Here is a 21,007-nt window from a genome sequence, read left to right as displayed (position 1 = left end):
AAAAAAGCAAGAGTGGCTATTTTTAAAGAAGTTAGCATTGTATTTGATATCTTCATGGTGCTACTGATGGCAAGCCATTACAACACGACCTAGTACTTTGATATCGTCTAGGTCACAATCAAACGCCATACTTACACCAGAAACGCGAACGCGCTTAACAGGAATTCGAATTAATTCACGAATGCTGATTTTTTCCTCAATTTCAACTAGCCACTTGCCGTCATAAACATCGGCAAATTTATGGTCAATGATGTAGTGAGTTTTGTTATCCAAAACGCAAAAAGAGTCAGAAGAGAGAGAAACGCCTGTAGTGAACATTATCTTGTCGAACATAACATAACCAGACTGATACAGTTTCCCGTCTACCAGCTTATGGTTCTGTAATTTTATGATGTTCAGCTCGTCACCAGCAAATTTTTTTCCTTGACCAGTTGCTAACCACTCAAGAGTTGCTCCTGTCTCTGCCATACAGCGGACGACCATATCAGAAGGAAAAATGTTCCGCTTGTACCTTCCAGCTAAACTACTTGATGCCATATCAAAGTGATGGGCGAGCATAAGCTTAGAAGTAAATCCATAAGCTTCGATTATGCGATCTAGTACTGGAGTGCTTTCTCCAGCCATATCAATGTTTAGTACTGTCATAGTAAATTAACGATTTGACGTAAAAAGCGATATCGTCTGTTGACGTGTAGCTAAATACGATATAATCTTAGCCTTAATTTGTAGTTTTTTACGATAGTTGACGAATGTAAACTGATAAAAACGAGATAAAAATATAGAGGATTTTGCCTTATGCGCCCTAACATTACAATCACCATAACTACTCCATACCTCCCATTAAAGGAATACTGCCGCATTCACAACATGCCAATGAGTACGGCTCGTGACATGATCCGTGATGGTCGCTTACCTATCCGTAAGAAAAATCGTGCAAATGAAAAAGTTGAAATTAATATGGCCGCATTGACTGTTGAGGCATTAACGGTTTGCAATGTTTCATTTTCTCTTAACGCGTAATACGAGCAAAGCATTTCGCTTTTGGAGAAAAACAGCAATGTTTGATTATCAAGTTTCCAAACATACACACTTTGATCATGCTTGCCGGGCATTTGCCAACACTCATAGGGGCAATTTAGCCCAGATTGCGGAAGCTATCGGAATGAATCCGCAAATGCTGCGCAACAAGCTGAACCCTGAACAGCCCCATATGCTGACTTGTGTTGACTTGATGAAGTTAACCGATGCAACGCAAGACGCATCTATTTTGGATGGATTACTGGAGCAATTGCAATGCCAACCATCAGTACCGGTGAATGAGATTTGTGATTCCAGCATGTCGAGTTATTTGTTAGGTGTAACGGCAGAAGTGGGAAAACTGGTAAGTGCCGTTGTTTCGGGAGATCATTTCAACCATACCCGTGTAGCTGAGTTTAAGAGGACGGTTAATAATGCGATCAGATTATTAACTTTAGCGGGTATCACCATTTCATCAAGATGGCATTCTAATCCTGCATCTAGTTCGGCTGTTGATGTTGTTGCAGGTATTGGTAGCATTGTTAGTATGAGGTCAGCATGAATGCATTAGAGCAGCAAGAACACCAATATAAATTGACTGGTGAGTCATTTAAACCCAAAAAAGATAGATTTATCTATCCAATCGTTTTGTTTGCTTTTGCTTATTTTATTCTGTTCCTGATTCGATGAGGTTTACGTGAACACGGAATATCAATTTGAATCAAGCGAACAACGCGCGTTTTTAATATCCTTTGAAGCGCGGGTTAATGGATTAAATAAAGTCGCTCAAGTCAGGGCACAATATTTCAAATCTGATAATAAAGAGTTAAGTGTCTTTATTAATGAGATGAGAGATAAACGTAGCGAAAATTATGTGGATAATAAACGCGTGTTAGCAGCCATTTTTTATATAGCACGGATACCAACTGATAGGCATGAACTGGCATTGAATGAATTAACCAGTGAAGAAATGACTAATTTGATACGAGCAATAAATCTTATCAAGGCAACGAGTGCATTATTACCGAATAATCTATCACTGCCTAATTAAATAAAGATAATTACCGGTTTGATTTTAATGGCGCTAACACGTCAGGGATTTTTATTACCAAAAACAAGGAAATTAATAAATGAAAGCTACAGGTATTGAGCAGTTAATAAAAAAGGTGCGGGAGGATGAACGCAAGCATTATGCAGATTTATTTTCATTCCGTTTAGCGAAGTTGTCTGCACATGTTCTGAAAAATAAAATGGATCACGCGGCCAGTGCAGCGCTTTTGCAACGTGAATCTGAGAACGTCGAGCGTCAGGCTCAGGAGTGGCACTATGTCTGATGTTATCGACCGTGCTTGCCAACATGTAGATGAAATACTAGGTTGTGTCCCGCAATTCATTTGGACTGACTGAAGGTGAAGAGAAAACGTCAATTCCGTTCATTTTTTGAACCATTAATCTACATTTTTGCTATCAATCACCGAGAAAACTGCATGGTTTTTCACTGTGCAGACAGTTGAGGGACACAGCCTAGAACGTAGAATATTAAGGCATATAAATCTCCCTGTTAGTGTTTCTGCGTTTGAATGTGAAGATTGTGGGGAATTAATCCCAGCAGAGCGACGGATGAAAGTTATGGGTGTTACCCGTTGTGTTTCCTGTCAGGAGGTTTTCGAGATGGAACAGAAACATTATCGGAGTGTATGGGATGACTAGATATCATGATCTAACAACTAGAAATTTTGATTGCATTGTGTCAAATCATCAGCTTTGCATTGATGTATCGGTATTTATGCCCGTGATTGAGGAAAACGATATTGTTATTTTGCGTGAATATAAAGGCGTTAGGGTTAAAACCTTTATCGTTAATTCTGTCATAAGAGATGATGTTAGCTGTGATTATTCATATGGAAATATCAGATATGAACTTACATCGCTATCACCGAATTTTTTCTTTCGTGAGGGTGAATAATCATGAAAGTGAAAAACAAAACTCATCATTTAAAAAAGAGTTTATTTTATAGCTATCGATAACGGAGAGAAAAAAGCAGAATTTAGAGTAAATGATCGAGAATATAAAACAGGTGATTTTCTTGCATTGAATAAAATTGATGATAATGGAAATTTCATAGGAAGATTGATTTCAGGAAAAATAACCCATGTAACGGTAATTAATAAAGATTTGTATCCGCAGATAGCGAAAGAATTTGTTTTGTTTTTATTTTAATTAATTCCCGTTAATTGTTTGTAACATGAATATTGAAAGAAAAGAAGAAAATAACGGCGATGCACTGCGTTCAATGTATCGCCAGAGTATAGAATTTCAGCCAGGGTTGCCGAATGACGCAACTCTGGCTGAACGTATTATGTGGGAGGCAAATCCCAACGATTATGCATGGCGGCATCAATATCTTGAGAATGTGCCGCATTCACTGGCGATCTACCTTGCAACACGTTATGCCAACATTTTCAATCAATCTGGTCGCCGCCGGGCTAATACGTTTTTACGTCAGTTCTGCGAGAACGTATTACCACGGTTAAAATTGGTCAATGAACAATACGAGTTCCAGCATATCGTATCTGGTGTTATGCCGTTCCCGTTTATCGAATCACTGGAACAATTGCCAACATTAGGACGTAAAGAAATAAAACAGCTTGCGCATGAGGTTGCGCGGTTTATGGCTGAGAGTTACGACCAATATGTTGAACAGGCCCTACAGAATGAGCAGGACGCTTGCCGTAGATTAATTCATGTCTATACCCGTTTGGCTAAATTGACACAGCAAGCGGGAACGATAGCCCCATATTGGCAGCAATTTGTAAAAGGTCGAATTAAACCGACAGAAGATCAATTATGTGCCGGATTGCTGCGCATGATGTCAGATCAATGGTGGTACATCCGTTTAAAGCGGATACGTGATATGCGTGCCGAACATATTGCAATTGCTGTCGGACAGGTGCAGAAAGCGGTTTCATCCTATGTTTCACGTCAGACTTTGAGCGAATGGGCAGAGCAGAAGCGGCTAAATTGGGAGTTTCTGCAATCGTTCGATTTAGAAAACGAAGATGGAGAGCGAATTTCGTTAAGCGATAAGGTCTTGGGCAGCATTGCGAACCCTGCCGTCCGTCGTTGTGAACTTATGATCCGTCAGCGTGGTTTTGAGGACTTGGCTAACGAAATGGGCTGTGTAGGAGATTTTTATACTATTACAGCACCTTCTAAATATCACTCTGTACATAGTGGTGGCGGTTTTGTGAAAAACTGGAACGGTGCGACCCCAAAGGATACACAAAAGTATTTGTGTAAGGTCTGGGCAAAAATCCGTGCGGCTTATTCCCGTGCGGGGATAAGCGTGTTCGGTTTCCGTGTTGTTGAGCCACATCATGACGGTACACCGCATTGGCATCTGTTGTTATTTATGCTGCCTGAGCACGTCGAAGGAATGCGGGAAATTGTGCAGAAGTACGCAACCCAAGAAGATGCGCACGAGTTGAAAAGCGAAGAAGCACAGAACGCACGATTTTTTGTTAAGCGGATAGATCCAGAAAAGGGCAGTGCAACGGGCTATATCGCCAAATATATTTCAAAGAACATCGACGGGTACGCACTCGACGGTGAAATTGACCGTGAGACAGGACACAACCTCAAGGATATGTCCCGCTCTGTTTCTGCCTGGGCGAGCCGTTGGCGCATCCGTCAGTTTCAGCAGATTGGCGGTGCTCCGGTTTCTGTCTGGCGCGAACTGCGTCGTCTGCGTGGTGATGAGCAAATTTTGCCTGATCAGGATATGGATAACGTGCGCTTTGCCGCAGATGTTGGCAACTGGTCAGCCTATACCGAGTTTCAGGGCGGTGCACTGGTTGCACGGAAGGATTTAACCGTGCGTCTCTCGTATGAGATCACAGAACAAGGTAATGCCTACGGTGAGGATGTCCAGCGTATTTTAGGGGTTTACTCGCCCAGCTTGGGCGAGTCCTCTTCTTTTGTTACCCGTACTGTGAAATGGAAGATTGTCCCTAAATCCAGCCCGGTATCTGCGGGAGAGGGTTTGGTTTTTTCTTCCTCTTGGAGTTCTGTCAATAACTGTACGGAGGCACGAAGTATGGTCAGAAAAGGGAATGATCCGTGTTTAGAAAAGGTTCATCATAGTTGGTATCAGATGAGTGATGACGAAAAAATACGGCGGGTCTATGAATCAGCTAACTTGCACGGTTTAGAGATGAGCCATGCTCTGGCCCGTTCATTACTGAGGGGGAGTAGCATAGTCGTAGATGGCCAACGTTATTGTTTATCTATGTTCGGTCATCTACATAAAGTTAAAAAACGCATACTGAAATAACAAAAATGATAATGAGTAGGTTAAGTGAAAATTTGGGTATCAAGATTGATACTAATGAAATAGTTCGTGACCCCAAAGGCCATTATCTGAACATGTTGAAGAAAATGGAATCAGAAACGATAGAAATCACATAACACACTATTTCATAACAGAATTGCTTCACTTGTTAATTATATTTATATATGCTGTATAAAAAAACAGTATTATAGGGTTAAGAGGATAGTATGGTAGATTTTTTTGCTGAGTCAATTTCACTGGAACGCGTTGATTTGCTGTTACGCTTGGCTATTAATGGAGGTTGCAGTAATGATGAGCGTTATCAAGCTCTTATTTGGTGTTCAGAATTGACTACTCAATTAATTAAGCAATTTGATGAAAATGAAAAAAGCCACTAAATAGTGGCTTGGCTCAAAGTTTGAATTAGGCAGCTCTGGTTTGCAACAAATCCAATGCCATTTGACGCTGTTGCGGGTTGAGGTTGTTAATCACAGTCTGCAACAGTTTATCACCCGTTTTTGCGCTGGGACTCAGCGTGTGTGAAAACGTCAAATTCATCACAAATGTATAACCACATTCAACATTGGAACACGCGCAATACAGATCAGCAATTTCACGGTGTTTTCGATTCGTTTTGCGAATAACCGCCTTAGCGCCACATTCAGGGCAGATTATTTTTAATACGCGCATGTTCCTTATTCCCAAAGTATCCATTTTCGGTAATTTTACCTGTTTTTTGCACATTTTGCACCCGAACTTACGCGATCTTGTTTAAAACGGATATGTAATATTTCAGGTATATCATGCGTGTTTATCGCATTCATGAACATATTTTGGACGGGGATAACTTCATCCTGGCGATAGACCTCACGGGCTTTTTCAGGATCACCCAACCCGCCGACATTGGTCGGGATAATGCCAGCCAGTCCTGCCGGGAATCGGTGAGCGGTCAGCACCTCTTGAGAGCTGATATTTTTGACGTTGGCAAATTCATCGTTGGCTGAAATATCACCCACCGGAATAAATTTAATGCCGTCAGGGTCGCCGTTGGGAATGTTTACGAACAGGGTTTCAAAGTTGCCAATGCCTTTGCTTCGGTGCAGCTTGCGTATGATCTCCTCTTCGGTCTCATCAGAGATATTCGGGTCGTTGGTGTAAATGATACCGCCAGTGTGGGCGCCATTGTGGTAATAACGACGACGGAAAATGGTGGCTTCAGCGTTGAGCAGGGCGGCATGAATACCGCCGATATAATCCGGCAATCCGTAAATTTGCTGTTGTGGGTCATATTGCTTGATGAAAATCACTTCTTCCGGTGAGTAAACCAAGGGTTCATCCTCCTGTAATACCACAAAATCCCCATCCTTGCGGCGGCGCAGGTATAGCGAGGGCAAGACCTCCAATGCGACCACATCACCCCAGAAGTTACGGACTTTCAGGATCGCTACGTCACCGAAAATTAGGAAGTTAATTACAGCGGACTTGAATTGCTCATGGCTTACTCCGCCTCGAACGCCGAAATAGTCCGAGGCAATCATATTGTGACGAGCATAGAGTACACCGCCGTGTTGACCGTTCATGTTGGTCAGTTGTGCCAGGGCCAACCGGTCAATCGGTAGTGTGTAATGGTCATAGTCATTGTCATACCCGATATTTTGATAATCCGTCCTGGGTGGTGAGTATCGGTTCAGGTTTGCCTAACGTGATTAAGCTCATTTGCCGTTGACGGTGGTTTGTGCGTGGGGAATATGCACGGGTTTTCCTTAACTTTTTCTTCATTATGCAGCCTTGGCAAATGTGTATTTAGAGGTGCGTTTCTTGTCGTAATTTAACGGCTCATTTATCAGGGCATGAGCGATTGCCCAGAACACGTCAGCGTGTCCGGTTTCCCGCGAACGGTCAGCGACAAAGGTCATGCTGCCGCCTTTTTTCGTTGTGGTGTGTCGAATAGCCAGAAATGAGGCCAGAATTTCTTTTTGTTCCATATCCCATTCGATACGCTCCTCACTGACCACATCAATCATTTTCATGACCAGTTGGTTTTTGCTTTGCGGATTGTAGTGGATAGCGTGGGTTTGTCGGGGGGCGAAGTCTTGCACCATTTCATAGACACCGTGACCAATCCCCGTGGTATCAATGCCGATATGAGTAAATTTGTAGCGCTTGAAGAGATCTTCAATCAGTTTCGCCTGGTGTTTCCAGTTCATGCCTTGCCAATAGAACGTTGCCAATACCCGAAAAACTTCGGGCGCCATCATGGGCGGGGCAATAATGACAAAGGTTGAGGTATCGCCAGAACGGGCCGGGTCGAAGCCGCCCCAGACTTCGCGATCCCCGAAGGGACGCAGTGCGTTGGGATCGTGGTCTTCCCAGAGATGGATATCAGCGCCGCATTTTTCCAGTTGGTGATATTTGAAAACAGCGGCGCCACTATCAACAAACACACACATATACAGCATGTTAAAGGTGTCTGGGTTATAGCGGTTGCGCAGTTTTTCAATGGATGCCAGGTTGAATCCGCCCTTAATGGCATCTTCCAGCGTGATGACGTAGCGCCATTGACCATCCGGGCAATCACGACCCCCGTCACGCAGTTCATTAAAAGAGGGAAATTCAATGTTCTTACGTTTGGGATCATTGCCGCGCCATTCGTCACCCATCCAAAATGGATAGGCGGGATGGGTTTTGGCGCTGGGGGTTGAAAAATAGGTGGTACGCCATTTGTCATGGGTTGCCATTGCTGACGCCACTTCATTGAGGCGTTTAAAATCAGGCACCCAAAAATATTCGTCACAATACAAATGACCGGAATAGGATTGTGCCGTGTTTTTATTGGTTGATAAAAAACGCAGTTCGGCGCCGTTGCTGAGTCGAATAGGGTTGCCTGTCAGCGTTACACCGAAGAAGTGTTCAGCGATATTGACGATATACGAGCGAAAAACTTCTGCTTGTGGTTTTGAGGCGGATAAGAATATTTGAGGATCGCCGGTTAACACGGCATTTTCGAATGCCTCAAAGGCGAAATACCAGGTCGCGCCAATTTGCCGACTCTTGAGGATATTTCTAATCTGTTTTGCCAGATTATTGCGCAAATGTTTTTGATAGCCGAAAAGCGTCTCATCGACAAATTTCTGGAAATCTTCTTTAGTCAGTGTCGAAATATCATTTTTACGATAGCGTTTCTTTTTCTTGGGTTCACCATCACTGGATGGGATATAATCACCGCCTGATTTTTCTTGCGCCTTAATTTCGGCCAGCTTTTCTTTATGCTTATTTTCCTGTGCCATCAGTTTTATATGATGGGTAATTAATCGGTCGAGTTCGTCTAATTCCCGCGTGGTTTTATTGTTGCGTTCTCTGAGCACGGTAATCCGACGGTTAATCGCTTCAATCACACTTTCATGGCTGAGCATATCCGCCCAATGCCATTTTTCCGCCCAATAGTAAATGATCCGCCGATTCGGCAGATTTAATTCACAGGCAATTTCTGCCGGAGTATATCGCCGCAGGTATAAAGAACGGGCGACATTTATGAGTTCATCAGAGTATTTAGCCATAGTCATCATATTATGCAGGGCTAAATTTATCCTGACGCTAATTCAATTTCGACCTGAATCGGTTATGGCGTTATATCCGAATTCATCAGAATTAAACCATTCGCAGCATTTTATTGAATCCGCAATACTGTATTGGATTCAAATGGAAGGAATTAAATATGTCTCAGTTAATGACTAACTGGATATGTATTGCCACGGAGGGCGACACGGTTGATGGCCGAGTGATGGAACCGCAATGGATTTTAGAGGCTGCCGAACTCTATAACCCAGCGTTGTACACCGCCCGCATTTGGCCGGAACATGAACGTGGGTTTGGTGCAATGGGCGAAGTGTTAGCCGTTAAAGCCGAGCGAGATGATGACGGGGTTTTACGCTTATATGCGCGACTGCGACCCAATCATCATTTGTTACAGGCCAATCGAGAGGGGCAATTACTGTTTACCTCTGTTGAACTGACGCCTGATGGTAATTTTCGCGGAACCGGCAAAACCTATCTGGAAGGACTGGCAGTGACTGACTCACCCGCCAGTGTGGGCACAACGCGTCTGCAATTTAAAAAAAGGAACCAGCATCGTCGATTCGGTGCGTATAAGCCACGGGTTATTGATGAGGTTAAACACATTAAGGATAACGACATGACAAGGTCCAAAAAAGGATGGAAAAGCTTTTTTAACATTGAAGAACCCGAAGAAACTGAGCCAGCACCATCAAGCGATGATGCGTTGCAGGCGCTGGCCCAGGCTGTAGCAGATTTGGAAGCGCGAATTACCGCGCTTGAAGATAAACAGGAGTCCACTGAGCGAGAAGTCGCTGACGTTCAGGAAGATGTCGAGACAATGAAAGCGGTTGTCGATACCGAAGAATTTGCGCGTTTATGTGACAGTTTGCCCGATATTCTAAAAAAATTTAACAAATTGGAAGGTATTGCTACCCGCTTGCCCTCGCGTAACCCCAAAGGCGACAAAAACGAGCCTTTTAAATTTCTGTAATTCCATGATGGAAAAAGGCAAAGGGAAGAGCTATGCAACTGAATCATCGGGCACGGTCATTTTTACAGAAATATACGGCGGGATTAGCCCAAGACTATGGAGTAGAAGATATATCGCGTTACTTTGCGCTGGCTGACCCGAAGGAAATTGCCTTGCGCAGTGCGTTGTTGGAATCTGTGGAATTCCTCAGCATGATCACCTGTGCGGATGTGGATCACCTTTCCGGCCAGGTAGTGTCAGTCGGCAATCCTGGATTATTCACCGGGCGTAAAAAAGATGGCCGTTTTATGCGTAAAACCGGTGTTGACGGCAATAAATACAACTTGGTTGAAACCGATTCCGGCGCAGCCTTGCCTTGGGATTTGTTATCTGTCTGGGCGAACTCTGGTTCAGAAAATGAATTTTTCCAACGTATGCAGGAATTCACTCATGAATCCTTTGTACTGGACATGATCCGTGTTGGTTTTAACGGCCAGGGGGTGGCGGAAACCACAGATCCAGAAGCCAACCCGAATGGTGAAGATGTGAACATGGGTTGGCATCAAATCGCTAAAGAATGGAGTAACGGTAAGCAGGTGATTACGACACCGGTGAAACTGGATGAGCACGGTGATTTTACCTCACTGGATGCGATGGCGTCAGACCTGATTAACGCCTGTATTCCGCAACAATTCAGGAATGATCCGCGCTTAGTGGTGCTGGTCGGTGCTGACTTAGTGGCAGCGGAACAATATCGACTGTATCAGGCGGCAGATAAACCGACTGAAAAAATTGCGGCGCAAATGTTGGGGAGTTCCATCGCTGGCCGTCTGGCGATGATCCCGCCATTTATGCCGGGTAAACGTATGACAGTCACCATGTTGCCGAATCTGCAAATTCTGACACAGCGTAATACTCGCCAGCGTAAGGCGGCGTTTGAGGATGACCGCAAGCAGTTCGAAAATAAATACCTGCGCAATGAAGGTTATGCGCTTGAAACCCCGGAATTGTATGCCGCCTATGATGAAGATGCCGTCACTATCGGTACTGTGGCTGAACCTGCGGAAAAACTGGATACAGAATAATGCTGTCGCCTGCTCAACGACACCGGGCTGCGGTTGAACTTCGCCAGAAACTGGCGCGGCAACAAGCGGTTGCCATTGCAGAGGGGGCGAGTATGTACCTGCAAGCCCGCGCCATTGAGCAGGATATTAAGTGGTTACGCCAGTTGGCGTTAACGGCGGAGCGGGTAGAGATGAAAAAGCGGGAACTGTTGCCTAATTATCTGCCCACGGCGGAACGCTACATAGCCGAGGGGGAAATTTACCGAAACCCGATTTTTGCCTACTGTGTGATTTGGTTATTTGATATTGGGGATTTTGCCAAAGGATTGGATTGGGCGGATATCGCCATTGAGCAAGGACAGCTCACCCCCGACAATTTTCGCAGTAGCTTTCCGGCGTTTGTTGCCGACACCGTTTTACTCTGGGCACTGGCGGAGGCCGAAACAGGAAACAGCGTGGAACCCTATTTTTCAAGGACATTCAACAATGTGACTGAAAAATGGCAAATACACGAGAAAATCAAGGCGAAATACTACAAATTTGCGGCTTTGAACTTGCTGAAAGGGGATAACGCCGACATTAAGGCGAGTTCGGTTGATAGGTTGGATGTGCTGGAGCAGGCGGATATCTGGTTATTGAAAGCTCATCAGTGCAATCCAAAATCAGGGGTAAAAACCTATCGGCAACGGATTGCCGCCCGTTTATATCCATGTATTGCCGGAATCGGCGGATGAATTGGCGTTTGTTGAGGCGGTGACGTCGGCGCAGCGTATAGCCAGTGTTGAGGGCTATACGCTGACGGTCGGCGCAACCAAAGCCATGATTAAGGCAGCGCAAACTTTGCGAGCCAACACGATGGCTAAATTTGGCCGCTGGCAGTGGGCCATTCTGGCGGTTGATGGCGCACAGGCGAAAGAGACTTGGGCGGATTATGTCACCCGTTTGGCCGAGCTACAAAAGGGCGAAGCTGTGGCATCGGTGCAACTGGTGCCGTGCCTGTGGGGCAATGAGGCGGGAGTATTGGCAGGGCGTTTATGTAACCGCGCCGTCACCGTGGCGGACAGTCCCACACGGGTACAAACCGGGGCATTGATGGATTTGGGTTCAACCGATTTCCCGCTTGATGGGGAAGGGAAACCGATGGATCTGGCAACCTTGCAAGCCTTGGAAAAACTGCGTTTCAGTGTGCCGATGTGGTATCCCGATTATGACGGCATGTATTGGTCAGATGGTCGCACATTGGACGTAGAAGGCGGAGACTACCAGAGTATCGAAAACTTGCGGGTTGTTGATAAAGTCGCGCGTCGAGTACGTTTGCAGGCTATCGCTAAAATTGCTGACCGTAGCTTAAACAGTACGCCGGGCAGTGTTGCAACGCATCAGGCATACTTCGCCCGTACCTTGCGTGAAATGTCGCGCAGTACCGAGATTAACGGCGTGACTTTTCCGGGGGAAGTGAAATCCCCGAAAGATGGCGATGTGGTGATTACATGGCGCAATAAAAACACGGTGGAAATTTATATCGTTATCCGCACTTATGAATGTCCGAAAGGGATCGCTGTCAGTCTGTTGCTGGATAGCCGTCTGGAGAAAATCGCATGAGCAAAAGGATTTCAGGCCAGTCGGTTGATTTTAATATGGACGGGGATCTGGTTCATGCCGAAAAGGTCAGTTTGTCTATTACTGATAACACCGCCGCCGCCCAAACGCAGGGCGTGCCGGATGGTTACCTCTCCGGTGATGTGGCGGCAGAGGGGGAAATTGAACTCAGCACCAAATATCTGGATATCGTCACTGCCAAAGCGCGCGCGGCGGGTTCATGGCGAGGCATTCAGCCCGTTGATTTGATGTGGTATGCCAAAGCAGGCAATGAAGAAATCAAGATTGAAGCCTACGGCTGCAAACTCATCATTAGCGACATTCTGGACGTTGACCCTAAAGGCGGTAGTGTGATGACTCACAAAGTGAAATTTGTGGTGACCAGCCCCGATTTTGTGCGCATTAATGGTATTCCCTATCTGGAAGCAGAACTGACGCAAAGTCTAATTGGATAAGATGCGCTCATGGAAGAGCACGAAAAGACATTTATTACGTTGGTATGGCTAGGGGCACTTATCGCAATAGGAAAAATGCTTACAAGCAACGAACCGATCACCTTACGGCTGTTTATTGGTCGGATTATCTTAGGGTCGGCGGTGTCGGTGATGGCGGGGGCATTGCTGATCTGGTGGCCGGGTATCAGTCCGATAGCGGTTACAGGGATAGGCAGCGCATTAGGGATTGCTGGATATCAGTTAATTGAAGTCTGGTTACGTAAGCGAGGTAGCGCCTTGTTAACAGGGAGGTTAAAGAAATGACACTGAGTGAAAAACAACAGCTTTTTACAGTCTTGATCGCTCAACTGATTTTATGGGCAGATGAGCGCGGTTATCACCTCACTTTGGGCGAGGCTTACCGTACACCAGAACAAGCGAAGTTGAACGCTCAGACAGGGAAAGGCATTGCTAATAGTCTGCATATTCAGCGACTGGCGATAGATCTGAATTTATTTATTCGGGGTAAGTATCAGACAAACAGTCATGCTTATTTACCGTTAGGAGAATATTGGGAATCCCTTGGCGGTACATGGGGCGGGCGATTTTCCCGACCGGACGGCAATCATTTCTCACTGGCGCATAATGGGGTGAAATGATGTTCAATGCCCGGATGCTGTATTTGACTTTCCTTGCCCTGGCGTTCTGTGCAGGTTGGCAGGTAAACAGCTATTACCGTGACAGTGTTGAGCTGAAAATTATTCATGCCGTGGATGTCGCAGGGGAGAAAATCCAGCAGGAAATGCAACAGATTTCCAGTGAATCCGCAAGGCAACTGGAATCTAAATTGGAGGGGATCGCTAATGCTGCCTCACGAGAAATTCGTACTGAGGTGGTCAAGCCTGTTTTTACTCATGTGTGCGTTAGCCCTGATTTTGTCAGGATGTACAACGATACAGCCGCAAATATCGAGCGTACTCTATCAGGAAAACCTACTGAAAAAGTGCCAGGAAACGTTACCGCGACTGATGGGGATGACCGGAAATAATTTAGCCAATATCGTGATGGAGTATTCCACCTTATATGGCAATTGCGCCGCGCGGCATAATCAATTAGTGGATGAAATTAATAAAAGAAAGGAATTAACTCATGATCAAAGAAAATAAAATGATTACCTTAATGATTGGCGAAAATGAAATGACATTCGAGCCGAACATTATTGCCTATAACAGCATGATTAATGATATGACAATGGATAATAAGGTCGTGCCCATTGTTACCTATTTGCGCCGTATTATTCAACCTGCGTTTAAATCCGTGTTGGATGAGTTATTACAAATCCCTGGTGCAGCGATGCAAATTGTTGAGAAGGTTAATTCGGAATATGCACCAAAACTGGAAATTGAAATAAAAAACTAAATACGCGGGTTAAATCCATTGATAACAGCCTGTTTGAACAAGCGCTAATATTGCGCCGTCATTATTTACCGAATGAGAACGATAATAAGGACAATTTAGCCCGTGCAATTTGGCTGGATAATCGTTATTGGGAAAATATGCGGATCGCCACCGCGAATGGTATTGCATTGGCATTAAAGGGTGAACCATGAGGCAATTAGATTTTACATTGAGCCTAATTGATAAACTGACACAACCGCTTGCCAGTGCGAAAGCGGCTGTTTCTGGGTTTGCCAAAGTATCACAAACAGCGTTTGAAAAAATTGCCGTCGGCGGCGCAGGGTTAGCGGGGACGTTCTGGTCAATTAAGGGAGTGCTTGATCCGGCTATCCAATGGGATGATGCGATGACAGAAGCATCACTTCAGGGGGTTGATAGTGGTGCGATGGCAAAAGTGGCTGCGGATGCCATGAAATTCAGTTCACGGTATGGCAAATCCTCTATTGAATTTGTGCAATCAACTGTGGAAATCAGTAAGAAGATGAGCGAACTGTCACAAAATGACTTACCGCAGATGACTCACATTGCCAATATCACCGCTGCCGCCCTGAAATCCAGCGCAACAGAGACGGCCAAATATATGGGGCAGATGTTTTCGAATTTCTCCAGCCATGCCAAAGCCGTGGGAAATATTCAATTTGCTGAGGCACTGGCGGGAAAAGCCATCATCATGTCGAAAACATTTGGCGCCAGTCTGGATGAAATCGCGGATTTGATGGAGGGGGCACGTGCAGCCGGAACGCATTTCGGGGTAGGCATTGATGAACAATTGGCGGTATTGGGAGAATTGCACCGTGCATTGGGTACAGAGTCCAGTAGTGTTTATGAATCGTTTTTGACCGATGCCGTTGAGGGCGCGAAGAAACTCAGTATCAGCTTTGTTAATGCGTCCGGTCATATGTTAACCCTGCCGGAAATGCTGGAAAAGTTACAGGCCAAATATGGCAGGAACATTGAGGGCAACCTCAAGGCACAAAAGGAAATTGAGGAGGCGTTTGGCGATTCTGCCATCGTCGTAAAACAATTGTATGGCAATGTGGATAGACTGCGTAAGACTATTTCGGCATTAGGGGCCAATGATGGCCTGAAACGTGCTCGCGAAATGGCCGAGCGGATGGCGAACCCGTGGGAACGGTTACACGCTATTTGGCAGAATATCCGTATCGCCGTCGGTTTAACATTGCTCCCGGTGATCTCTTCACTGGTCAATAGGCTTGCCAATGCCAGTCAATTACTGGGGCGCTGGCTGAAATTATTTCCGAATATCGCCCGCTGGGTTGGTTATATCACTATCGGTATTCTGAGTTTTGCCGCTGCGGGGGCTGCCGCCAATATCGTGATGGGCGTGTCTAAATTTATTTGGATTGGCCTTAAGGGGATTTGGACCGCCTGTACTTTGAGCTTAAAATTGGGCGCGGCGGCAGTATGGCTCTATAACGCTGCGATTATCGTATGGAACGTTACGCTAAGAGTTTTGCGGGGTGTTCTGTTGGCTGTCAGGATTGCGGCAATGTCGGCGGGTGTCTCTTTCACCTTTATGAGCTGGCCGATACTGCTGATTATTGCCGTTATCGCTTTGCTCGCTTACGGCATTTATAAGCTGATCCAGCATTGGGACGAAATTAAAGCCACCATGATGAACACCACGGCATTTAAGATGGTGGCGGCTTATGTGCAATGGGTCGGTGGGATATTCAGTGCGGTCTGGGATGGGATCGCGGAGGGTTGGAATAATCTGTGTCACGGGTTTGGCCGTTTTTCACTGGCGGATACTTTTTCGGGCATTGTGGAGAGTATCGGTAATATTTTCGGCGGTTTATGGGATTGGCTGATGAAATCGTTTTCTGACAGCTACCATGGGATTATCGATAAATTAAATGGTATTCCCGGTATCAATATTGAAACCCAGGCCATTGAAAAAACCGTCGCTGAACCCATGGGAAAAGCGACGGCTCCTAGTATGGGCGTAGGGGACAGTCCCCCAAAATTGATGACCCAATCCAAGGGGATTTTTCAGGGGCAACCTCAAGCCATGATCCCGCCTGTGCAAGCAATTAAACCGCCAGAAAACGGGAGTGTATTAACGGGCGGGAAAAAGCAGGGTATCGGCAAAAATGGCCTGATAAAAGGGATAACAACCCATTCACAGATCCTCAATGATAACAGTCGCCGTATTGAAAATGTGACGCTGAATATTGCCAACGGCATGACACCTGAGCAATTAACAGAATGGGAGCACGTGGCATATGGATGAGCCGAAATATATTGATTTGTTAATTAACGAGTGCAATTTCGTGCTCAATTCAGGGAATGAACCGCGTTTCTGCAATAACCGTGTTTCTATCGGTCAGGATTGTGTACACGCCATTATTGAAAGTGGTCTGGCAACGAAACTTATTGCCGAACGCAGTCCAACACTACGGGCAGACATTCGCACACAGATAGAAATTCTGGTCGAAGACGACGAGCGAATTATTCCAGGGACGATCATCATTAATGAAGAATCACCGACTAAATTATGGATATTCGCCGAAACTTACGAGTTTGGCCGTATCAACGTGAGCGTGGGCAATGGAAACTAAACCGACGATTGATTACGAAAAGGTGTTACATGATGGCGGGATGCCGACCACCGAGGCCGAAATCAGCGCCGCCTTTGCTAAAGTTGTGGATGAGGCAGGGCTTGTCACCAACACGTCGAAAATGTCTCCGTTTTGGCGGCTGGTTAACACCCTAGTGACGCGCCCTGTGTTGTGGCTGAAAGAGGCATTAATTAATGTCACCCTGAAAAATATGTATCTGACAACCACATCGGGGGCGTGGCTGGATATGTTCGCGTGGGGGGTAAACCTTATACGTAAGCCCGCTACGGCGGCACAGGGAGTTATCCGCTTCTATAAATCCGCAGGGGTATCGGTGGTCACTGTGCCGATGGGAACGATTATCCAGACCGAGCGCATTAATGGCGAAATCTATCGCGTCAGCACCACGGAAAGCGTGGTCATTGCGGAAGGGGTCACCAGTGCCTTACTGCCTGTAATCGCAGAGACCGCAGGGGGCGCATTCAACCTTGCGCCTGGCTATTTTCGTCTCTTGCCCGTGTCCGTATCCGGTATTGAAAGAGTACAAAATGAGGAAGGTTGGTTATTGACACCCGGCGCAGATGCGGAATCTGACGATGATTTGCGTGATCGTTGCCGGAATCAATATAACCTTGTGGGTAACTATCACACGGACGCAGTTTACCGCGGCATGATTGCCAGTGTTGTAGGCTTAAGTATCGACCGCATTTTTTTCCTGCATGATGCGCCTCGTGGTGCCGGAACGGCAAACGCCTATTTGTTACTGGATTCGGGCGTCATCAGCCAGCCCTTTATTGACGTCGTGAACGATTACATCACCCATCGGGGACATCATGGGCATGGTGATGATATGCAGTGTTTACCGCTGCCGGAAACACATCACGCGCTGACGGTGACGCTATTTGTCGAGAACGTGGCGAACTACAGCCAGGAACAAATCGTCGCTTTGAAAATGGATGTAGGAAACCTTATCCGCTGTGCTTTTCGGGAAAATACCGAATATCACGTGAAAAAAACTTGGCCGTACTCCCGATTTTCTTTTTCGAACTTAGGGCGTGAAATTCACCGTGAATTTACCGACATTGAATCTTTGTCATTTTCATTGGATGACATTCTCAGTGATTTGAGTGTACCCAGACTGCAATCGCTGTCAGTTGAGGTGAAGCATGTCTGAATTTAAGGAGCGGCTAACACGGCTGGCGCTGCCTTCATGGATGGATAAGGGGGAACCTGCCAAATTGCTCCGTGCTGCGCGGGCATTCTGGCTGACAATGTATGCCTGGCTGAAATGGCCGTTAGCCCAACTGGACGCGGAGACGTGTTCAGAATCGCTATTATCAGTTTTGGCCTATCAGCGGGATATTCACCGATTTAATGGTGAGCCAATGGAATTGTTTCGCAAACGGGTAACATTTGCCTTTATTAACGCCAGAGAGGCGGGCAGTGTCGCGGGATTTATCGCCATCTTTGAACGTTTAGGGGTCGGTCATGTTGAAGTACTGGAACGTCAGCCAGGGATAGATTGGGATGTGATTATTTTGCGGATCAGTGACGGCCAAATAGCCGAGCATCCTGATTTGCTGATGAACATCATTCGTCAGTACGGCCGTACCTGCCGACGCTACCGTTTTGACGTGGTGACGAATAACAAACTGTTTATGCGTGTGGGCAGTTTAGGCGCGGAATATTGCTGTTATTACGCGGCCATGTCCTCGCCGTCCTTGCTATTAAAAGTGGGTGACATGTCGGGTGAATCCGTTTTTGATTGCGCCAGTTTAAAGGAGATTACCGCACCGAATATAACCTACGGTGCATCATTATAAGGAAATAATATGGCATCAGTGATTACCGTAGACTTTGAAAAATGGAAAGCGCAGCAGGCCGCGGCGGGAAAGCCCGTGGTTTTGGATGAATTTGTTTTTGCTTATGTGCCGGATTTAGATCCCGCTCTTGCCATTAATCGCGAGGAGAAATTACCTGCCGAAAGTCATATTGTGCATCGTCAGGCTGTGAACAAAACAGGGTTAGCGAGCGAAAACGCCGTAGCCTACAGTGTCACATTGGGAACGGAAGCCGGTCATTTTGATTTTAACTGGATTGGCCTGATAAATAAGGCTTCTGGCATTATTGGCATGATTACCCATGCCCCAACTCAGAAAAAAATTAAGACCGCGAACGGATTACAGGGAAATGTACTCACCCGCTCTTTCTTGCTGGAGTTTGACGGGGCAGCTAAAGAGACCGCTATCACGACCACGGCGGAAACCTGGCAGATTGATTTTACCGCCCGTTTATCTGGCATCGATGAAATGCAGCGCCTGATTAATGCTGACAGTTACGGTGAGGCGGCTTTTTTCGGTGATGGGTTTTCCGTGGTTCGCAGTGGTGATCAATACACGGTAAAAAAAGGGCTGGCTTATGTTGGCGGGTTGCGGGGTGAATTGGTGTTTGACCAAACGCTTAACCGCCTGCGTGATACCCGTGTTTATGCGGATTTTAGCTATCAAGGCAATTTGGTGAGCCAGTGGAAAACTGTCGTTCATATCGTCGCAGCCAATGATCTTAAAAACTACGTCGATGCGGCAGGGTATCCGCATTTTGTCTTTGCGGTTGCGGGTGTTGATGGCAACGGTGATGTGATGGATTTGCGCATTAAAGGGTCATTGAATGACCGTGATATTTCCGCTATTCATCAAGAGATTGATAGCATGAAACGGGAATATGCGACTCAGCAGGCATTGGAAAGCGGTCTGCATGGGAAACAGTCGAAAGGGGACTATGCCACTAATACAGCATTAACCGTTGTCAGCGAAAACGCCAATAGTCGCCTGGCTAAAAACCAGCACGGCGCAGATATTCTCAATAAGAATGAATTTGTCAAAAACCTAGGCTTAGTGGAAACCGTCGAACGGGCAAGGAATGCTGTACCCAATGACAGGAAAATTAACGGGAAATCGCTATTGTCTGATATCAGTTTGATGGCGGGTGATGTTGGCGCCTATCATCAGACTACCTATATGACTGCGCTACCGGGCAGGCATTATTCAGGGCCGTTTTCTTGTGGGCGGGAAAATGGATGGGCCAAAGGGGTGAGCATCGGAGTAGGGGGTGACACGGGGCAAATTTGGATTGATGCCGATGCACAGTTGCACACTCGATTTCTCAACGCTAACGGTGCCGTAGAGCAAAAGATGACGATGGGTATCCCTATTGGCGCCACTATCGAATGGCATTCGGCTGCGCCGATACCTGCCGGATATGAACCCAATGAGGGGCGCTCATTCCGTGCGGCAGATTACCCTGAGCTGGCCAAAATTTTTCCCGATCTGAAATTACCTGATGACAGAGGCTTATTTAAGCGTGGTCTGGATAGAGGACGCGGTTTAGATTCCGGTCGTTCGTTAGGGAGTGTTCAGGGGGACGCGATCAGAAATATCACGGGATCATTAGGTAATCCCACTATTGAGAGCGGGAGCAACGCGTCTGGGGCATTCAGCTACCGGTATAAGGCAGGCGGTCGCGCAGCCGGTGCCGGTGGTGGGGTGGTTTCATGGACATTTGACGCGTCCAGAGTGGTTCCGACCGCAAATGAAAACCGACCTGTCAACAAATCAGTGATTTATATTACGAGGGTAAAGTAATGGCTAAATACAGTGCAGATATTCAAATGGCCCGGTTTGATGATGATGGGTTAGCCATTGTTAGCGGATGGGTGGCGGTTTATCGTTGTCATCCTGAAACACGAGAATATATTGGGGCCGATATGGATCGGGTGCCACGCGGTTTTTCTGTTGCGGCTAATGCGTATCTGGATGCGCCCGAATTACCTGACACCCATGACGTTGCGATTTGTCGTCGTGTAGATGAAAAATCCTGGCGACATGTGCCTGACTATCGGGGTAAAACGGTGTATGCAACCGATACAGGCCAGCCGATCAATATTACCGCCATCGGTGCATTGCCAGATAATCTCACCCTGCAATCACCCTAAACTCCC

General features: G+C 46.2%; 27 protein-coding genes and 1 pseudogene. 24 read left to right on the top strand and 4 right to left on the bottom strand.

What is annotated here, in order from left to right; all coding sequences use genetic code 11:
* Window positions 1–60: 60 nt before the first annotated feature.
* The gene (locus ACGF63_RS11235) at window positions 61–645 is read right to left on the bottom strand and encodes a phage repressor protein CI (protein WP_118985542.1); all 585 of its coding nucleotides are present in this window, start codon (window positions 643–645) and stop codon (window positions 61–63) included.
* 150 nt (window positions 646–795) lie between these two features.
* On the opposite strand from ACGF63_RS11235, the gene ACGF63_RS11230 reads away from it, so the two are divergent.
* The 8 genes from ACGF63_RS11230 (at window position 796) to ACGF63_RS11195 (ending at window position 5,746) form a co-directional block, all read left to right on the top strand.
* On the top strand, window positions 796–1,020 hold the full coding sequence (locus ACGF63_RS11230; RefSeq protein WP_118985541.1) for a regulator: 225 nt from the start codon (window positions 796–798) through the stop codon (window positions 1,018–1,020).
* A gap of 37 nt (window positions 1,021–1,057) precedes the next feature.
* Window positions 1,058–1,579 carry a phage regulatory CII family protein gene (locus tag ACGF63_RS11225; protein WP_118985540.1) on the top strand — a complete coding sequence of 174 codons (522 nt, stop codon included), beginning with the start codon at window positions 1,058–1,060 and terminating at the stop codon, window positions 1,577–1,579.
* A 135-nt stretch (window positions 1,580–1,714) separates the two neighbouring features.
* The gene (locus ACGF63_RS11220) at window positions 1,715–2,068 is read left to right on the top strand and encodes a DUF5347 family protein (RefSeq protein ID WP_387630755.1); all 354 of its coding nucleotides are present in this window, start codon (window positions 1,715–1,717) and stop codon (window positions 2,066–2,068) included.
* Window positions 2,069–2,147: 79 nt separating this feature from the next.
* Window positions 2,148–2,351, top strand: coding sequence for a DUF2732 family protein (locus tag ACGF63_RS11215; protein ID WP_118987915.1), 204 nt, complete (start codon window positions 2,148–2,150; stop codon window positions 2,349–2,351).
* Between the two features lie 166 nt (window positions 2,352–2,517).
* Window positions 2,518–2,727, top strand: coding sequence for a TraR/DksA C4-type zinc finger protein (locus ACGF63_RS11210; protein ID WP_387630751.1), 210 nt, complete (start codon window positions 2,518–2,520; stop codon window positions 2,725–2,727).
* Between the two features lie 304 nt (window positions 2,728–3,031).
* Window positions 3,032–3,238, top strand: a complete 207-nt coding sequence (locus ACGF63_RS11205) for a DUF3850 domain-containing protein (protein WP_387630763.1) — start codon at window positions 3,032–3,034, stop codon at window positions 3,236–3,238.
* 25 nt (window positions 3,239–3,263) lie between these two features.
* Complete coding sequence (locus tag ACGF63_RS11200) at window positions 3,264–5,351, top strand: replication endonuclease (RefSeq protein WP_387630748.1); 2,088 nt, start codon at window positions 3,264–3,266, stop codon at window positions 5,349–5,351.
* Window positions 5,352–5,575: 224 nt separating this feature from the next.
* The gene (locus ACGF63_RS11195) at window positions 5,576–5,746 is read left to right on the top strand and encodes a hypothetical protein (RefSeq protein WP_157975302.1); all 171 of its coding nucleotides are present in this window, start codon (window positions 5,576–5,578) and stop codon (window positions 5,744–5,746) included.
* A 25-nt stretch (window positions 5,747–5,771) separates the two neighbouring features.
* Here the strand turns inward: ACGF63_RS11195 and ACGF63_RS11190 are convergent, their stop codons facing one another.
* From ACGF63_RS11190 to ACGF63_RS11180, 3 genes and pseudogenes are all read right to left on the bottom strand, one after another.
* Entirely contained in the window at window positions 5,772–6,038 is a 267-nt protein-coding gene (locus tag ACGF63_RS11190; RefSeq protein WP_176692807.1) for an ogr/Delta-like zinc finger family protein, read from the bottom strand.
* A gap of 35 nt (window positions 6,039–6,073) precedes the next feature.
* Window positions 6,074–7,127: pseudogene (locus tag ACGF63_RS11185) on the bottom strand (phage portal protein).
* Window positions 7,127–8,905 carry a terminase large subunit domain-containing protein gene (locus ACGF63_RS11180; RefSeq protein WP_387630728.1) on the bottom strand — a complete coding sequence of 593 codons (1,779 nt, stop codon included), beginning with the start codon at window positions 8,903–8,905 and terminating at the stop codon, window positions 7,127–7,129. The pseudogene ACGF63_RS11185 and the gene ACGF63_RS11180 overlap by 1 nt, the downstream one beginning before the upstream one ends.
* Window positions 8,906–9,063: 158 nt before the next feature.
* Here ACGF63_RS11180 and ACGF63_RS11175 point away from each other — a divergent pair, with 158 nt between their 5' ends.
* From ACGF63_RS11175 to ACGF63_RS11100, 16 genes are all read left to right on the top strand, one after another.
* On the top strand, window positions 9,064–9,894 hold the full coding sequence (locus tag ACGF63_RS11175) for a GPO family capsid scaffolding protein (protein ID WP_387630725.1): 831 nt from the start codon (window positions 9,064–9,066) through the stop codon (window positions 9,892–9,894).
* Window positions 9,895–9,926: 32 nt separating this feature from the next.
* Window positions 9,927–10,958, top strand: a complete 1,032-nt coding sequence (locus ACGF63_RS11170; protein ID WP_387630722.1) for a phage major capsid protein, P2 family — start codon at window positions 9,927–9,929, stop codon at window positions 10,956–10,958.
* Window positions 10,958–11,671 carry a phage terminase small subunit gene (gpM, locus tag ACGF63_RS11165; protein ID WP_387630719.1) on the top strand — a complete coding sequence of 238 codons (714 nt, stop codon included), beginning with the start codon at window positions 10,958–10,960 and terminating at the stop codon, window positions 11,669–11,671. Before ACGF63_RS11170 ends, gpM begins: the two co-directional genes overlap by 1 nt.
* Window positions 11,628–12,539, top strand: a complete 912-nt coding sequence (locus ACGF63_RS11160; protein ID WP_387630716.1) for a DUF2586 domain-containing protein — start codon at window positions 11,628–11,630, stop codon at window positions 12,537–12,539. Before gpM ends, ACGF63_RS11160 begins: the two co-directional genes overlap by 44 nt.
* Window positions 12,536–12,991: a DUF2597 family protein gene (locus tag ACGF63_RS11155; protein WP_118985439.1), complete on the top strand. Its 456-nt coding sequence runs from the start codon at window positions 12,536–12,538 to the stop codon at window positions 12,989–12,991. The genes ACGF63_RS11160 and ACGF63_RS11155 overlap by 4 nt, the downstream gene beginning before the upstream one ends.
* 9 nt (window positions 12,992–13,000) lie before the next feature.
* The gene (locus ACGF63_RS11150) at window positions 13,001–13,294 is read left to right on the top strand and encodes a phage holin family protein (RefSeq protein WP_118985438.1); all 294 of its coding nucleotides are present in this window, start codon (window positions 13,001–13,003) and stop codon (window positions 13,292–13,294) included.
* Window positions 13,291–13,629, top strand: a complete 339-nt coding sequence (locus tag ACGF63_RS11145) for a M15 family metallopeptidase (RefSeq protein ID WP_118985437.1) — start codon at window positions 13,291–13,293, stop codon at window positions 13,627–13,629. Before ACGF63_RS11150 ends, ACGF63_RS11145 begins: the two co-directional genes overlap by 4 nt.
* Window positions 13,626–14,018: a hypothetical protein gene (locus ACGF63_RS11140; protein ID WP_387630713.1), complete on the top strand. Its 393-nt coding sequence runs from the start codon at window positions 13,626–13,628 to the stop codon at window positions 14,016–14,018. Before ACGF63_RS11145 ends, ACGF63_RS11140 begins: the two co-directional genes overlap by 4 nt.
* A 101-nt stretch (window positions 14,019–14,119) precedes the next feature.
* Entirely contained in the window at window positions 14,120–14,389 is a 270-nt protein-coding gene (locus ACGF63_RS11135) for a putative phage tail assembly chaperone (protein WP_118985435.1), read from the top strand.
* Window positions 14,390–14,439: 50 nt separating this feature from the next.
* Window positions 14,440–14,580, top strand: coding sequence for a DUF6890 family protein (locus tag ACGF63_RS11130; RefSeq protein WP_157975293.1), 141 nt, complete (start codon window positions 14,440–14,442; stop codon window positions 14,578–14,580).
* The gene (locus ACGF63_RS11125; RefSeq protein WP_387630710.1) at window positions 14,577–16,682 is read left to right on the top strand and encodes a phage tail tape measure protein; all 2,106 of its coding nucleotides are present in this window, start codon (window positions 14,577–14,579) and stop codon (window positions 16,680–16,682) included. Before ACGF63_RS11130 ends, ACGF63_RS11125 begins: the two co-directional genes overlap by 4 nt.
* Window positions 16,675–17,010, top strand: coding sequence for a DUF2590 family protein (locus ACGF63_RS11120; protein ID WP_387630708.1), 336 nt, complete (start codon window positions 16,675–16,677; stop codon window positions 17,008–17,010). The genes ACGF63_RS11125 and ACGF63_RS11120 overlap by 8 nt, the downstream gene beginning before the upstream one ends.
* Entirely contained in the window at window positions 17,000–18,184 is a 1,185-nt protein-coding gene (locus ACGF63_RS11115; RefSeq protein WP_387630705.1) for a baseplate J/gp47 family protein, read from the top strand. The genes ACGF63_RS11120 and ACGF63_RS11115 overlap by 11 nt, the downstream gene beginning before the upstream one ends.
* Window positions 18,177–18,833 carry a phage tail protein gene (locus tag ACGF63_RS11110; RefSeq protein ID WP_387630703.1) on the top strand — a complete coding sequence of 219 codons (657 nt, stop codon included), beginning with the start codon at window positions 18,177–18,179 and terminating at the stop codon, window positions 18,831–18,833. Before ACGF63_RS11115 ends, ACGF63_RS11110 begins: the two co-directional genes overlap by 8 nt.
* A 9-nt stretch (window positions 18,834–18,842) precedes the next feature.
* Window positions 18,843–20,651 carry a phage tail protein gene (locus ACGF63_RS11105; RefSeq protein ID WP_387630700.1) on the top strand — a complete coding sequence of 603 codons (1,809 nt, stop codon included), beginning with the start codon at window positions 18,843–18,845 and terminating at the stop codon, window positions 20,649–20,651.
* Window positions 20,651–21,001 carry a hypothetical protein gene (locus tag ACGF63_RS11100; RefSeq protein ID WP_387630698.1) on the top strand — a complete coding sequence of 117 codons (351 nt, stop codon included), beginning with the start codon at window positions 20,651–20,653 and terminating at the stop codon, window positions 20,999–21,001. The genes ACGF63_RS11105 and ACGF63_RS11100 overlap by 1 nt, the downstream gene beginning before the upstream one ends.
* The last annotated feature ends 6 nt before the right edge of the window (window positions 21,002–21,007 follow it).

It is taken from the genome of Photorhabdus sp. RM322S (assembly GCF_042879395.1).
GTDB lineage: Bacteria > Pseudomonadota > Gammaproteobacteria > Enterobacterales > Enterobacteriaceae > Photorhabdus > Photorhabdus khanii.
The sequence above is the reverse complement of the archived record's forward strand: the minus strand, read 5'-3'. Positions and strand labels throughout refer to the sequence as shown.